Annotated in this window: 10 protein-coding genes; 5 read left to right on the forward strand and 5 right to left on the reverse strand. The window is 60.0% G+C overall.

Features of this window, described 5'->3' with window-relative positions:
- Positions 1–4 precede the first annotated feature (4 nt).
- The 4 genes from QWI18_RS03240 to QWI18_RS03255 are packed head-to-tail and all read left to right on the forward strand — an operon-like array spanning position 5 to position 5172.
- On the forward strand, positions 5–1363 hold the full coding sequence (locus QWI18_RS03240) for a SidA/IucD/PvdA family monooxygenase (protein WP_369318203.1): 1359 nt from the start codon (positions 5–7) through the stop codon (positions 1361–1363).
- Positions 1360–2379: a 2,3-diaminopropionate biosynthesis protein SbnA gene (sbnA, locus tag QWI18_RS03245; RefSeq protein WP_369318204.1), complete on the forward strand. Its 1020-nt coding sequence runs from the start codon at positions 1360–1362 to the stop codon at positions 2377–2379. The genes QWI18_RS03240 and sbnA overlap by 4 nt, the downstream gene beginning before the upstream one ends.
- On the forward strand, positions 2372–3379 hold the full coding sequence (gene sbnB, locus QWI18_RS03250; protein ID WP_369318205.1) for a 2,3-diaminopropionate biosynthesis protein SbnB: 1008 nt from the start codon (positions 2372–2374) through the stop codon (positions 3377–3379). The genes sbnA and sbnB overlap by 8 nt, the downstream gene beginning before the upstream one ends.
- Positions 3370–5172 (forward strand): FAD/NAD(P)-binding protein, encoded by a 1803-nt coding sequence (locus QWI18_RS03255; RefSeq protein ID WP_369318206.1) that lies wholly within the window; start codon positions 3370–3372, stop codon positions 5170–5172. The genes sbnB and QWI18_RS03255 overlap by 10 nt, the downstream gene beginning before the upstream one ends.
- Positions 5173–5426: 254 nt before the next feature.
- Here the strand turns inward: QWI18_RS03255 and QWI18_RS03260 are convergent, their stop codons facing one another.
- The 5 genes from QWI18_RS03260 to lpdA all read right to left on the reverse strand — a co-directional run bounded on the left by QWI18_RS03260 (position 5427) and on the right by lpdA (position 12607).
- A complete protein-coding gene (locus QWI18_RS03260; RefSeq protein ID WP_369318207.1) occupies positions 5427–6188 on the reverse strand; it encodes a substrate-binding periplasmic protein in 762 nt (253 codons plus the stop codon).
- A 144-nt stretch (positions 6189–6332) separates the two neighbouring features.
- On the reverse strand, positions 6333–7616 hold the full coding sequence (locus QWI18_RS03265) for a hypothetical protein (RefSeq protein ID WP_369318208.1): 1284 nt from the start codon (positions 7614–7616) through the stop codon (positions 6333–6335).
- 13 nt (positions 7617–7629) lie between these two features.
- Positions 7630–8934: an O-antigen ligase gene (locus QWI18_RS03270; RefSeq protein ID WP_296305915.1), complete on the reverse strand. Its 1305-nt coding sequence runs from the start codon at positions 8932–8934 to the stop codon at positions 7630–7632.
- Between the two features lie 457 nt (positions 8935–9391).
- The gene (locus tag QWI18_RS03275; protein WP_065988095.1) at positions 9392–11011 is read right to left on the reverse strand and encodes a glucan biosynthesis protein D; all 1620 of its coding nucleotides are present in this window, start codon (positions 11009–11011) and stop codon (positions 9392–9394) included.
- Between the two features lie 195 nt (positions 11012–11206).
- Positions 11207–12607, reverse strand: coding sequence for a dihydrolipoyl dehydrogenase (lpdA, locus tag QWI18_RS03280; protein WP_369318209.1), 1401 nt, complete (start codon positions 12605–12607; stop codon positions 11207–11209).
- Between the two features lie 417 nt (positions 12608–13024).
- Here lpdA and hflK point away from each other — a divergent pair, with 417 nt between their 5' ends.
- Positions 13025–14992, forward strand: coding sequence for a protease modulator HflK (gene hflK, locus QWI18_RS03285; RefSeq protein WP_369318210.1), 1968 nt, complete (start codon positions 13025–13027; stop codon positions 14990–14992).
- The last annotated feature ends 3 nt before the right edge of the window (positions 14993–14995 follow it).

The raw sequence follows: 14995 nt of genomic DNA on the forward strand, positions 1-14995 counted from the left end.
GACCATGACTCAGTATGAAATCGAAGGTGTGCGTGAAACGCTGGACGTCGTCTCGATCGGCTTCGGCCCGGCCGGTATCGCACTGGCCTGTGCGCTGGAGGATGAGGCGGAAGATTGCGGCCGAAAGCCTTTCCAGCGCGTGCGCTTCTTCGAAAAAGGGCGTGATTCAACCTGGCATGGCGCGTTTCTGCTGGCGGGCACCGACATCAACCACCATGTCTTTCGAGACCTGGTGACGCCGCGCAATCCGCGCAGCCGCTTTTCCTTCGCCATGTACCTGAAGGAAAAGGGTCGTCTGCATAAATTCGGCTTGCTCGGGCGTCCGGCCAGCCGGGTGGAATGGTCTGACTACATCGCTTGGGTCGCCGCACAACTCAAGGACTACGTTGCCTACGACGAAGGCGTGCTCGACGTGTTGCCGGTGGCGGAAAAGGGCATCTTGAAGGGCGTTGATGTCGTCACTGCAAAAGGCACCTATCGCACCAAGCGGCTGGTGCTTTCCCACGGCAGCATGCCCCGGATACCGGAGCCGTTCAGCGCGCATCTAGGCGGTCGTGTCTTCCACACATCCCGGTACCTTAAAAACATCCACCTCGGCGGCGGTCCCATCGCGCAGCGGTGGCTGGTGCTGGGCTCGGGTCAAAGCGCGGGGGAGGCGGTCACCCACCTGCTCGGCGCCGCGCCCACCACGCAGGTGCATTCGGTGCACCGCGGCGTGGGTTTCAAGGTGGGACAGCTCGGGCAGTTTCCCAACATGGCCTTCCTGCCAGAGCACATCGACTATTTCCACGACCTTGAGCCCAACAGACGCAGCCGGGTATTCGAAGAGATCCGGTCGACCAATTACGCAGGCATCGATGTCGACGAGAGTCAGGCGCTTTACTCCTTCCTGTACGAAGGCGAGGTGACGGGACACCGACGTCTGAATCTGCATGCGTGGTCCGAAGTGGCCTCGGTGGAAAAAGTGGGCGATGCCTATTCGGTGGTGCTGCGTGACAGCAATACCGGCGTTGAAACCGTGCTGTACGTCGACGGCATTGTCCTGGGTACCGGCTACGAGCAGCTCGCCGTGCCACCGCTGCTGACCCTGCTGCAACCCTGGCTGGTCCGCGATGAGGACGGCACGCTGGCGGTCGACCGTTATTACCGGGTTGCCCTGCAGCACAGCGAAGGCGTGCAGATTTTGGCGAACGGCACATCGGAAAAAACCCACGGCATCAGCGACGCCCAGTCGTTTTCCATGGTTGCCTTACGGGCGCAGCACCTGACCGATGCGCTGCTGGCGACCCAACCCCGGCAGCACGCGCCGCGGGTGACCATGGCGAGCTACACCCGGCCCGCACCCGTCGAGGCACGGTCATGAATTTCATCTCCCACATCGTCGGCGATTCGAACTTCGTCAGGGTAAAAGGCCTGGGTTTTGAAAACCTGCATCTGAAGCTCGAGTCCTGCAACCCAGCCGGCTCAATCAAGATGAAGACAGCCATCGGCCTGATCGACTCCTTTACCGAGCGCCGACTTATCCACAAGGACACGGTGTTGATCGAGTCTTCGTCCGGAAATCTCGGCGTGGCGCTGGCAATGATCTGCGCCGAGCGCGGCTACACCTTCTGCTGTGTCGTTGACCCCAACACCAACCTGCACAACATCAAGATGATGGAAGCCTTCGGTGCGCAGATCGTTATCGTCACCGAGCGCGATGACAACGACGGCTATCTGGGCACGCGCATTCGTTACATTCGCGATGCCGTAGCCCGCGATCCCCGGCATCTGTGGCTTAACCAGTACAGCAATCCGGCCAACGCCAAGACCCATGAACACACCACGGCGCGGTCGATTCATATCGCCTTTCCGGCATTGGATTACTTGGTGGTCGGCGCCGGAACGACCGGCACCTTGATGGGTTGTGTGCAGTATTTCCGCAAGCATTCGCCGCGCACCAAGATCATCGCGGTAGACAGCGTTGGTTCGGTGACTTTCGGTCAGGCGCCCGGCCCGCGCTTCATTCCAGGACTCGGCTCCAGCCAGACGCCGCCGATCTTCCGCGCCCACCACCTGCACAAGCAGCAAGTGGTGGATGAGCGCGCCACCGTCGCCATGTGTCGCTGGCTGGCGAAATCCAATGGCGTGCTGGCGGGCGGTTCTACCGGGACAGTGGTGGCCGGGCTGGCAGCACCCTCGCTGGGAATTCCCAAAGACGCCGTTGTCGTGGCGATATCACCGGACGCCGGCGAGCGCTATCTGGAGACCATCTACAACGATGAGTGGGTCATGCAGAAGTTCGGGCGCGCAGAGTTGACCGCGCTGGGTTCGCAGCCGATCACTCGGTATCTGAAGCAGTATGTTCACACCTTCGAGGGAGAAGCGCTGAATGTCTGACTTCCATGTGATCCCCGGCGCTGTCATCAAAGATATCCTCGACAGCCACGCCCGCGACATGGTGCGGCGCATCGAGCAGGTGTATCTGCAGCACCATGACGGCCAGACGCTCAACCCGGACAGCTACTTTCTGCGTTTCCCTCAACAACCTGCCAACCGGATCATCGCGCTGCCGGCGGCGCTGGAGGGAGAGGACGCCGTGGCCGGGATCAAGTGGATCTCCAGCTTCCCCGGCAACGTCGCGCAGCAGAAACCGAGGGCATCAGCCGTGGTGATCCTCAACGACCCTAACACCGGCTATCCCTATGCGTGCCTGGAAGGGGCACAAATCAGCGCGGTGCGCACGGCAGCGTCGGCGGTGTCAGGCGCTTACTGGCTCAACGGTCAGTCACGCAAGGCCGCGTCTGTAGGGTTTATCGGTGCCGGAGTGATTGCCCGCAACATCGCCCGAATGCTCTGCGTCGAAGGGTGGGACATCGGCCACGCCGTTGTGCATGATTTCGACGTAGCGTCTGCGGATGCTCTGACTGGCTTCATCGAAAAAACCGACTTATGCACAGCCCGCACAGGGTCATTGGAGGAAGCGCTCGCGGCAAATCTGGTGATCTTCGCCACGACGGCTGGCGAGCCCTACGTCAAACCGCCAATGGCGTTTCGCGCCGGGCAGGTCGTGCTGAACATTTCGTTGCGGGACATCGCGCCGCAGTTGCTGCTGGAGGCGAACAACCTGTGCGACGACATCGAGCACTGTATGAAGGCCAATACGTCGCCGCACCTGGCTGAGCAACTCACCAGCGGACGCGGTTTCATGAACGGCACGTTGGCTGGCCTCATCCGCGGCGAGGTCGAGCTTGATCCCGCAAAGCCCTCGATTTTCTCGCCGTTCGGCTTGGGCGTACTCGACCTGGCGCTGAGTAAATTCATCGTTGATACCGCGCTGGCTGACTCCCGTGGCGTGGCTATTGAATCGTTCTTCGGAGAAACCCTGAGATGGAACTGAGCGCAGCGCTGGCGGCCGAAAAGTTATCCCCAGGTGCGGAAAAGCCTGGTATCAGCATCGGTATCGTCGGGTGTGGCTCACGCGGCCTTACGGTGCTGGAGCGTATCTGTGCGCTGGCGGTCAATACGGCCCGGCGCATCGAAGTAAACGTATTTGACCCCCAGCCACCGGGGCCGGGCTTACATGCCGTCGATCAACCTGAATACCTGATGCTCAACACCGTTGCCTCGCAGATCTCGATGTTTCCGGACACGGCCGCACTGGACGGAAAAGTGGGACGCCAAGGACCCGACTTCTACGAATGGTGTCTGCGTTATAAATCTGCAGCACGCAACGTACAGCCCAATGAGTTCCTGCCACGGAGCTGGCTGGGGGAATATCTGGCGTGGACTTACAAGGAAGTCATTCGCAGTCTGCCGACAAACGTGCGCGTGATTCACCATCCTCACGCTGTGGATAACATTGAACATACAGATATGGGCCAGTTCGTTCTGTCCACAGCCGCGGCAGAGCGCTCTGTGGATTGGTTGGCGATCACAGTAGGGCATGCGCGTCAGTTGCAGGATGAGCATAAGGAGCTGCCCGGATGGCTACCCACGGACCGACACTCTGATTCGCGCGGTGTTGAGTTATCCACAGAAGCGGTTGGCATCGAAGGAGTAGGCTTGACCGCCATGGACGTTGTGGCCGGCTTGACAGTCGGACGCGGAGGCCAATTCAGCAAACGGGCGGAAGGCTTGCACTACGAGCCCAGTGGACAAGAGCCGCGTATCTATTTGTTCTCGCGCAGCGGTCTGCCGTACCGCACACGGCCGGACATCGTGCCCCATCGGGCTTCGAACGCGGCGCTGATTTTTACACTGTCGGCTGTCGCTGATCTGCGAACGGAAAACCCTGCCGGATTGGATTTCGAGCAGCAGGTCCTTCCGTTGATCAAAGCTGAAATGGTCGCGGAATACTTCGGAATGATCGCCTCACAAAAGAGCGAATCGGCAGTAAGGATCAAGGCGGAAATTGCGCGAGCGTATGACTCAGGCCGGCTTGAAGCGGTGTCCGCTGAAATGGCATCACGTTTTCAAACGCCGCCACTTGACGAGGCTGTGTATAACCCGCATGTGCCGAGCATTGACGCATTGGATTATCCCCAGGTCATGCGCGCATTTATTGAAAGCGACATTGCGCAGAGCTGTTTAGGGCTTGATGCAAGCCCTATCAAAGCCGCGATTGAAGTGTGGAGGTGTTGTCGTGAGCAGCTGCGTCGGGTTGTGGATAACCGGGGCCTGACCAGCATTTCACGCAGTGTCTTCTTCGAAAAGTATGCGCCCCATGTCAATAGAATGGTGGCCGGGCCGCAGAAGGAACGTCATCAGGAGCTGCTAGCCTTGGCCGACGCCGGGGTTGTCCACTGGGTGCGACATTCTCAAGTTATCAACAGTGATGACGGAGCACGGACCGCAGTGCTTCTCGCTGGCAATCTGACTGTTCCCTTAAACAGAATTATCAAGGCCCACGTCAGTACCCCCTGTGACGTATCGTCGCTGCCAACGATCCTTCGCTTGTTAAAAAGCAACGGAATTATCCACAGCCTGACCGAAAATGGAGAGGGCGTGCTGGTCGACAGTCAAGGCAAAGCCCAGCCTAATCTGTGGGTAACCGGCCCTATGGTCGAAGGCTCGACGTATTACAACCATTACGTCCCGTCTTCGGGCAGCTACTCCCGAGCCTTCGTCGACGCCGACCGAATCGCCCGCGAGATGTTGGGGTTGAATGTGGAAGTCAGGGCAATAGTTTGAGCGCCGTCTTCGCAGTAACAGCGACTAACCGTGAAAAGAGGCCTTGATTCAATAAACCCATGTCCATATAGTTTTTTCACTAGCCACGGGATACGCGGGTGCATGCACCTCCCCCCGAGGACAGACGAAGTAACAAGAACCCCACCTCACGGTGGGGTTTTTTTTGAGGTCGGCATTGTACTTTCGAGCTCTGGGATGCGCGCTGCCTACTGTTCCACGGTTACAAAATTGCTGGCTCATTGATCTGGCTGCTTTTACTTCGCCGCCTTCGCCCCAGGCAAATACTTGCGTCGAATCCGCTCCAGCTCGCCCGTCTTGTTCAGACTGTCGATCGCGCTGTTGATCTGCGGCAACCACGAGGCGTATTGCGGCTGGAGCTTGAACACCAGCGGCGCTTCGCTGAGTCGTGCGCCCTGGACGAACTGGCCGGGATCCAGGTCATGGGCCGAAGTTACTTCATCAAAGATGTCGTCGACCATGGCGATGGCATCCACGCGCCTGCTCTGGAGCAACTTGATCAGCGCTTCATCTTGCGATGTTTCCAGCCGGCTCAAACGGCGCTCCTCGATCGCCGGGTCCAGTGCCCGATAGTTGTAGCCCCGAACCATGCCGATCGTGAGGTGCTCCAGTTGTGCGATGGTCTGGCCGCGGGCAGGGTGATTGGCCAGAAAGTACAGGTGCTCTTTGACCGTGGAATAGGGCTTGGAGAACACGTATCGACGTTGCTCCTCGGGGCTGTTCCAGATCAGCGCGTCGGCAAAGTTGATATCGATCTCGCCCTTGCGCAGCATCGCCTGCAGGCGGTTGACCGGGTAGATCACGAAGGTAACGTCAATGTTTGCCAGTTTCATCACGCGCCGCGCGATGTCGATGGAGATCCCTTCCAGGTGACCGTCATTGTCTTCATAGGCATACGGCTTCGACTGAGCTCCGCCCGCGACGTACGGTTCAGCCACTGCTGGCAGCATGAGCAGCCCAAGTAACCCGCCAACGATGAATCTTCCTCGAAGCCCCATACGTTCCTCCGGCAGTGTGTCTGCCCAAGGTCGTAAAATAGCAGTAAGACATGTCCAGTAAATGTCGTATTGCCACTATCTGGATCTGCAGCACATAAAAAAACCCGCGCTGACAGGTCAGGCGGGTTTGCACAGGTGCGGTCGTCAGGCGTCTGGACTTAGGCGAATGACTTTCGGAAACTCCGTCAGCGTCAGTCGGGCCGAGCAACGCTGGGCATCGCACACCCACTGCTGCGCGGAGGCGGTCATGCCTTTATCCGGCGTTTGCGTATCGAGGATGCGCACCGGTTTATTTTTCATGGCCGCGGCGCTGATGCTGACTTCGTGTTCGCGACCGCTGACCCACGCCACCATAATCCGCTCGCGGCCATTGCTGAATGCCAGTTGGAAGACGCCGTCGGACTGGAGGCTGTTTGCCGGCTCGTAGTTGAAATCAGGCAGATAAGGGCTGATGGCCTTGAGCACCGAATAAGCCGGTTTAGCGCGCAGATCGGCATCAAGCAGGCCGAAATTGTGCTCCTGCTCGGTGCGGTTGGTGCCATCGTTGATCAGGTCATACCACCACATGCCTTTGACGTTCGGCAGCGTGCGAATGAGGAAGTACGCACGCGCCAGGTACGCAGACTGGCGCTCGGCGCTGACGCCGCAATTGCCATTGTGGCTCGGCCAGCTCATCTCGGTCAGATACAGCGGCACCGGCCTGCCGACCTTGGCGCTGATTCGACGGTCCAGATCTCGCATCCAGCCGACCCAGGTCTCCGGCGTGTTGCGGTAGCTGCCTTCGCAGTGCACATACGGGTGCAGCGAGAGGCCATCGGCGTACTTCATCACCCCTGCAGCCAGGATGCGGTCAACGAACCCACTCTTGATGCCCATGCTCGTTACGGCACCGGCGAGTACGAGCGCCTGGGGGTTATTCTTGCGAATGATCGGTGCCGCGTCCCGGACCAGCGTCACGTAGTCATTGCTCAAGCGCGGATCGGCCGGGCCGTCCAGGTCCCACTCGTTCCAGACCTCATAGAACCTGACCGGATTGCCCAACTGGCGAGTGAGGTAGTCCACGTATTTCAGGTACGGAATCTTGACCTCAGGCTTGCGGGGCTTGGCGCCGCCCTGATACGAGCTGCCGTAGCCGAGAATGACCATCGGGGCAAGATTCAGCCCCTTGGCAGTGCTCAGCCATGCGCGCCACGGCGCAATGATCTGCATCTGACCCCGTACAGGTTCGGCCGTAGACCAGAAGGCGTCATCGCGAATGGACGTGACGCCAGCCGCTTTCGCCATCTGAAGACTGCGCAGCGGTTGCCCGGCGTTATTCATCGAATGGGTGGCAACGCCTACGATAAAAGGCTCGGCCATGGCGACATTGGCAGCGCACAGGGCGGCCATCAGTGCCAGGCCGCTCAGGCCGATGCTGCGAAAGCTCATAGGAGTGCCTCAGTCAACTCAGGCCCGGCAGGCCATTCCACGTGGGCAACTCATGGGACTTTGGGGCCGGTTGTCTAACCCGCGATTTCATGGCCAGCGCATGGCCGATTGCCATGCCCAGGAACATGTTGGCGAGGGTAACTTCCAGCGTATCGGTCGTCCAGCTGACAATGCAGATGCAAAAACCCGTCACCAGCAACGCCTGGCCGTAACGGCTGACGCTGTCGGCCAGGATGAAAAACAACGGGAGGTGCAGGGCGTAGAGAAACAGCCCGACCAGCCCAAACGTCGCCCACAGGTAAACCACGGTGCTGTCGGTAACCATGAAGATGTCGGCGCCGGGAACCGGGAAGGCGGCCACGGCACTGCCAACCAGCCCGAAGCCAACACCGGTGAGCGTTCGATCATCGTCCATCAGCGTCCGAATCACGTTGGGCCAAGTGTTGATCAACCGGTCATAGATAGATGCCAGCGAACTGGTGGCCGAAATTGTGTTGGCATCGAAGTCAGTCATCATCGCCACGAAGGGCAGCGACATGCCGAGTACGACCGCGACAACGATGGTCGCCCGTGCTGTCCAGCGAAACCGCAACATCAGCAGCAGGCCGGTACCGCCAATGAATGCCAACGCTGGCGCCTTGCTGGTGGTCAATATCACGCCGGCGAGGCCGATCACGCAGACTGCCAACCCGAGCAACTTCGAGCGCAGGGTCGCCATCAGGTACAGGCTGAGAACCGAGATGATGATGGCCAGTGAACTGGAGATTCGCGCAAATCCGGCCGGGCGGTCCATGTCTTCGGAGGTCCATGCGGTGTTGGCGCTCAGCTCGGTGCCGCCGACGGTGTAGCTGTAGCCCTTCCACGGCAGACTGACGTACCGGTCGAGGGCAATCCCGCCCAGCGAAGCCAGCAGGCACAAGGCAATCGCCCACATGAACAGGCGCTTGTGGCGAATGATCTGGTCACCGCAGGCGATCCCGAACAGCAGCGGGCTGATCCCGTACAGCGCAAATGCGAAGTTCCCGGCCTGGGCGCCATTCAGCGCTGCCCATGCCGCCGACAGCAACAGCACCAGCAGGCTCAGCCAGACCCCCGGCCCGGCTTTGAAGCTGCGCAGCTCCAGTGCGAAGAACAGCAGACACGCGACCTTCGGGGCATAGAGCAATACGGAAATGCCTGCCTGATCCAGATAGAAACGCAGAGCCCCGTTGAAGGTCTCGACCAGCATCAGGCTGATCGCAACCAGCACGACTGCCGTGGATTTATCGAATGACAGCAAAGAAGGTTTTTCAACGTAAGCGGGGGAAGTCGACATCATGTGCAGCCCCTCGGGAGCATTTGTACGTGTGATAAGCGTCAGCGTGCGAGCAGGCCGCCGGGCGGAAAAGCTACTGCCCGGATGAGCGGCAATGGCCGTCGATGGCATGCAATCGCGATGATTTTTGAGAGTCGCAGCGGGGGAGGAGAAGGGCGTTTCGGTCCCCTCGCAAACGGCACGACAGGGATATATCAGCCGCAGATCGCGGGGCTGTCAATCAATTAGTCAAATTTACGGACATATTTAGTGGTGGCTAAATATCATAAATCTTAAGTCATTGATTGTTATAGCGGATAGAAAATTGACGCTGTTAAAAAGAGAAGAAATCCGGGTATGGCGATAGCTTTCTATGACTCATTTTCGTTACAAGTGCGACGCATTCACCGCTGAATATTCAGCGGCGAATACGCCGTCTTGCGAGCAAGCTGAATGCCGCTACGCCATTAGCTGATCACACTCAGGTGTAGCGGCGCTTGTCCGGTGCGGGAGGAAAATACTGATACAGCCAGGTTTCACTCAGCGTGCGGTCACCGGTTTTGATGAACATGCGCATCTCCACCGGCTCCACGGAGTCGCTGGTCGGGTACCAGTCGAACGTCACGCGGAAACCCTTGATGTCGGGCAGTACCAGCACATTGAAATCCTGGATTTTGCCGTGGGACACGGTGACCACCGGCTCGATGCCCGAACCTTCCGGCAGTCGGTCCAGCCCGCCGCCGTTGAAGTCCACGGCAAAGCGCCGCGCCCAGACTTCCGGGTAGTGTTCGCCCGGCGCCCAGCCTTCGATGAACCCGCCCATGCCTGAACGCGTCGCGTGCACTTGAGCCAGTGGTGTGCTGACCGGAGGCAGCGGGCTCCAGTAAAGCTTGTAGCCATAATTCATCGACATGCCGGCCTTGACCGGCACTTTCGGGTTCCAGAACGCGACGATGTTATCCAGGGTTTCACCCGTGGTCGGCAGTTCCAGCAAATCGATTGAGCCCTCGCCCCAGGCCGTCGTCGGTTCGACCCACAGGCTCGGCCTGCGGTGGTACCAGTCCACGGTGTCCTGGTAGGTCTTGAAGTCATGGTCGGTCTGCACCAGGCCAAAGCCTTTCGGGTCTTTGTCGGCAAAGGCGTTGAACTGGATCTTGGCCGGATTATTGAGCGGGCGGCAGATCCATTCGCCATTGCCGCGCCACATCGCCAGCCGGTCGGAGTCGTGGATCTCCGGGTGAAGGGTGTCGCACATGCGGCGCTCGTGTGTGCCGCAGCTGAACATGCTGGTCATGGTCGCAATGCCCAACTGCTCGATGTCGGCTCGGGCATTGATGTGCGCATCGATGTCCATCACCACGCGGTCGGCCTGGCAATCGATGTCGAAGCGGTACGCGCCCGTCGCGCTGGGAGAGTCCAGCAGCGCGTAGACCACAAAGCGCGTGGCGTCTTTGGTCGGTTTCTCGAACCAGAATTGCGTGAAGTCAGGGAATTCTTCGGGGCGATGGGCGTAGGTGTCGATCGCCAGACCCCGGGCGGAAAGACCGTATTGCTTGTTGCTGTCGATGGCGCGGAAGTAGCTGGCGCCCAGGAATGACAGAACGTCGTTGATGGCGATCTCGGGGGCTTTGAACAGCTTGAACCCGGCAAAGCCCAAGTCGCCCTTGAGCTGACTCTGGTCGATGCGACTGGCTTCGTAGTTGAACAGCTCAGGGCGGAAATGCACTTCACGCGCCTGCTGGGTCGCCGGGTCGACGCTGTACATGCGCACCGGCGTCTTGAACCCTGCGCCGACGTGGAAGAAATGCACGTCCAGTTGGCCTTTCACGTCGTTCCACAGTGAGTGACCGGCGTCGTACTTGATCGCATTGAACTGCTGAGGCGTCATGTTCGCCAGGGTAGGCGGCAGGTTCTGCTTGGTGCTGACGTAAGGCTTGCCGGCCATCTGTTTGGCGTTGTCCTGCAAGGTCTTGAAGTCAAAGTGTTCGATGTCGCCATCGGCCGCCGCAGCCAGCGCGCGTGCCGCATAAAGACCTGAGGCGGGCAGCGCGCTATAGGCTGCCAGCGCCATGGACGCTTTCAAGAGATTCCTGCGATTCATATGGTGAAGCCTCTGAAGATGCTGTGCCTTCCTGCACAAAAAAGTGCGCTTTCCCAATCCTTGCTGAACGCAAATTACCAACAAACAGATAACAATCTCGGCATCTTGTTCGCGCAACGGGGAAAAAAATCGTTTCAGGGCACAACCTGTTTTGCTTCAGCGTCTTGCTCGCGCGGCCGATTTTGGCCGCGCACTTCAAGCCTGCGTGGTATGTCCCCCTACGGCCATTGCCGCTTGGCGCAGCGCCTCGGACCTTGTCGGATGGGGGTGGCAGGTCAGGGCGATGTCTTCAGCAGAGGCCGCGAACTCCATCGCCACGCAGTACTCGGCGATCATCTCGCTGACGCTTGGGCCGACGAGGTGCACGCCAAGAATCTCGTCAGTGCGCTCATCCGCCAGCACTTTCGCGAAGCCGTCCGTTTCGTGATTGACCCTGGCGCGGCTGTTGGCGCTGAACGGGAATTTGCCGACTTTGTAAGCGCGACCTTCCTCCTTCAGTTGCTCTTCCGTCTTGCCGACGCTGGCCAGTTCGGGCTGGGTGTAGATGACATTGGGGATCAGGTTGTAATTCAGCTCACCCTTCTTGCCAACAATGCGCTCGACACACACGCCGGCTTCGTCCTCCGCCTTGTGCGCAAGCATCGCGCCGGACGTGACGTCGCCAATCACCCAGATGCCCTCCACCGCCGTGCGATGCCCCGTGTTGGGCAGGACGCCGCGCTTGTCTACTTCCAGCCCGACGGTTTCCAGGCTCAGTCCTTTCGTCACCGGGCGACGGCCGATGGACACCAGCACGTAGTCCGCTTCGATCTGTTCGGCTTCGCCTCCGGCGGCGGGTTCCACGGTCAGGGTGACGCCGGTTTCCGCGGCGACGGCAGAGGTGACCTTCGAGCCGAGTTTGAACGCCATCCCCTGACGCGACAGTGAGCGATGCAGCGTCTTGCCCGCCTCAAGGTCGGTGCCGTGGGCGACATGGTCGAGAAATTCGACCACCGTCACCTTCGCCCCCAACCGCCGCCAGACCGAGCCCAGCTCGAGACCGATGACCCCCGCGCCAATCACCACCAGATGCCTGGGCACTTCGCTCAACGACAGCGCGCCGGTGGAATCGAGAATACGTTTGTTGTCGATGGTCACGCCTGGCAGGGGCGTCGGCTCGGAGCCGGTGGCAATGATGATGTCCTTGGCGGTCAGCTCGGTTTCGACACCTGCAGCATCGGTGACGATGACCTTGCCGGGCCCGGCGAGGCGGCCCCAACCCTTGATCCACTCAGCCTTGTACTTGCGAAACAGAAACTCGATGCCCTTGGTCAGGCCTGTCACGCTTTCAGCCTTTTGCGCCATCATCCGGGTCAGGTTCAGTGTCGGCGTGACCTCGATGCCGAGCTTCTTGAATTCCTCGCCCGTCGCCGCCTCATACAGCTCCGAGGCGTGGAGCAACGATTTGGAAGGAATGCATCCTACGTTCAGGCATGTGCCGCCCAGCGTTTCACGGCCTTCGATGCACGCCACTTTCAGGCCTTTCTGGCCCGCATGGATCGCCGCGTTGTAGCCGCCGGGGCCGCCGCCGATGATGACAATGTCGTAGTGACTCATGAACGTACTCCTCGAGGAATCCAGCAATGGAGGGAAGCGTAGCCGTGTCTGGACAAATGTCGCACATCACCTGGACGGCTTAAATGATGGCTGTAATATTTCTCCCCGTGTACTTCAAAGTCAAGTGCGTGGACCCGGCGCTATTCCTCGCGCATCTCGCAGGACCGGCTTAGCGGGGAAGGCGCCCTCGGTTTGGTCGGGGATGTGAGCCAATGCGACTGCAGTGAATGTTCACCTGTCTGCTGGCTGTCTGACCCCGCATTCAGGGCTGCGCAAATGAATAATCAGACGAAAATTTCACGACTTCTGTTATATCGTAACGCCCTGTGTCAGCGTGGCTGTAAGCAGTGCCACGCAACGCCTGCGAGCGGGCGGGAGGGGTGATGATTACAGCGTTAAACGGGCTTTGGAGTTTCAATGCGGGTTGATCTGGATGATGAGGGCGCTGCACCGTCAAGCCTGCCACGGTTTCAGCGAGCGGCTGTGCAATCGCGGCGTCTTTCACGGCTGACGTATCTGACAGGAGCGGTGGGCGTCATCGGCCTGGTGGTGTCGCTTTTTGTTGACCTCTTTTCTCCCAACTCGCTGTGGACGGCAGTGCTGACCAACAGTGCCGCGAGCCTGCTCGTGCTGGCGGCGGCATTGCAGTCGGCGCACGTGGTCAGCCAGTGGCGCGCCGACGTCATCGCACCCCCTTCCGCAGCGGCTTCTGACGATGAAGCGCTGCTTCACACCGAAGAGCAGGGCTGGTACGACCGCGTGCTCGGCCGCATCAGCGGCGCCGGCACCTCAATGGTCGGCCAGGTTGGATTGCCGGTGTTCTGGCTGGCGGGCTGGACGTTGCTGTCGCTGATCAGTATTGGTCTTATCTGGAACCTTGCTTTGGCAGGCAGCAATGTCGGCCTTGTCGGCAACGTGGTCGGCGGCCTGCTGCTGTTGATCGGGTTTGCGCTGCTGGTGCTGGAGCGGCAATTCAGCAATGAGTCCGAGGCAGGTTGGCCAGAAGCCGAGCAGTTGGCGCAAATCACCAAGGTCGCCATCGGTACGCTGCTGATCACGGCGTTCTGCCTGTTTTTCTCCTCCGTCGATCGCGTATGGCCCGCCCGGCTTGCGGTGTTGATTGGCCTGTTGCCTGGGCTGGTCGCCATCGAGTTACTCATCCGCGCGTTCTTGTCCGTCTTCAGCCCGCGCAATGAGCGTCTAGAGCCGCGCTTGATCGCCAGCAGCTTCGTCGCCGGTCTGTTGCGCTGGCCACCACGCCCGCTGCTCGCGCTGCAAAACGAATTGCACAACCGCTTCGGCATCGACCTGCGGCAGATCTGGGCGTTTACCTACATGCGCCGCGCTTTTCTGCCGGTGATGGCGGTCATCGTCGGTTTGGGCTGGTTGCTGAGCGGTGTTCACGAAATTCCCATGCAGGGCCGTGGCATTTACGAGCGGTTTGGCAAACCGGTTGGAGTCCTGGAGCCCGGTCTGCATGCCGGTTTGCCCTGGCCGTTCGGAACAGTGCTGGCGGTGGAAAACGGTGTGGTCCACGAGCTGGCGACCAGCGTCGCGGAGGGGGCGGGCGCCGAGCTGACCCTTGACCCTGCCGAAGGCCCGCCGCCTGCCATTGCCAACCGGTTATGGGACGCCACGCACATCAATGACAAGTCGCAAGTGATCGCCAGTGGCTCCGGTGCCAAGCAGAGCTTCCAGATCGTCAACATGGACGTACGCTTTGTGTATCGCATCGGTTTGACGGACGAGGCCGCACTGGCCGCAACGTACAACAGCGCCGACATCCCCAGTCTGATTCGCAGCACCGCCAGCCGCGTGCTGGTGCACGATTTCGCCTCGCGCACCCTCGACGAATTGCTCGGTGAGCAGCGCAATGATCTGGCGGCTGACATCGGCGATGCGGTACAGCGGGACCTGAAAAAACTCGACAGCGGCGTGGAAATTCTCGCGACCGTGGTCGAGTCGATTCATCCACCGGCCGGCGCAGCCAATGCCTATCACGCGGTCCAGGCCGCACAGATCAGCGCCCAGGCACTCATTGCCCGGGAGCGTGGCGCGGCGGCCGATCAGGCCAATGTGGCGCAATTGCACGCCAGCATGGCCCATGACCAGGCGGCCGCGAGTTCGCGGGAAGTCATGGCAACGGCGCAAGGTGCGGACTTGCGTTTCAGCGCCGAACGACAGGGCTACGCCAAAGCGGGCCAGGCGTTCCTGCTGGAGCAGTACTTCAGTCAGCTGACCCAGGGCCTGACCCACGCCAAATTGCTGGTACTGGATCATCGGCTCGGTGGCACCAGCGCGCCGACCATCGATCTGCGTTCCTTTACCCTCCCGGTCGACCCCGCAGCGTCGACCCCGTCAGCTGAACAGCCCTCGGCTGAATAAGGA

The sequence above is a fragment of the Pseudomonas sp. W2Oct36 genome (genome assembly GCF_041060465.1).
Taxonomy (GTDB): Bacteria; Pseudomonadota; Gammaproteobacteria; order Pseudomonadales; family Pseudomonadaceae; genus Aquipseudomonas; species Aquipseudomonas graminis_B.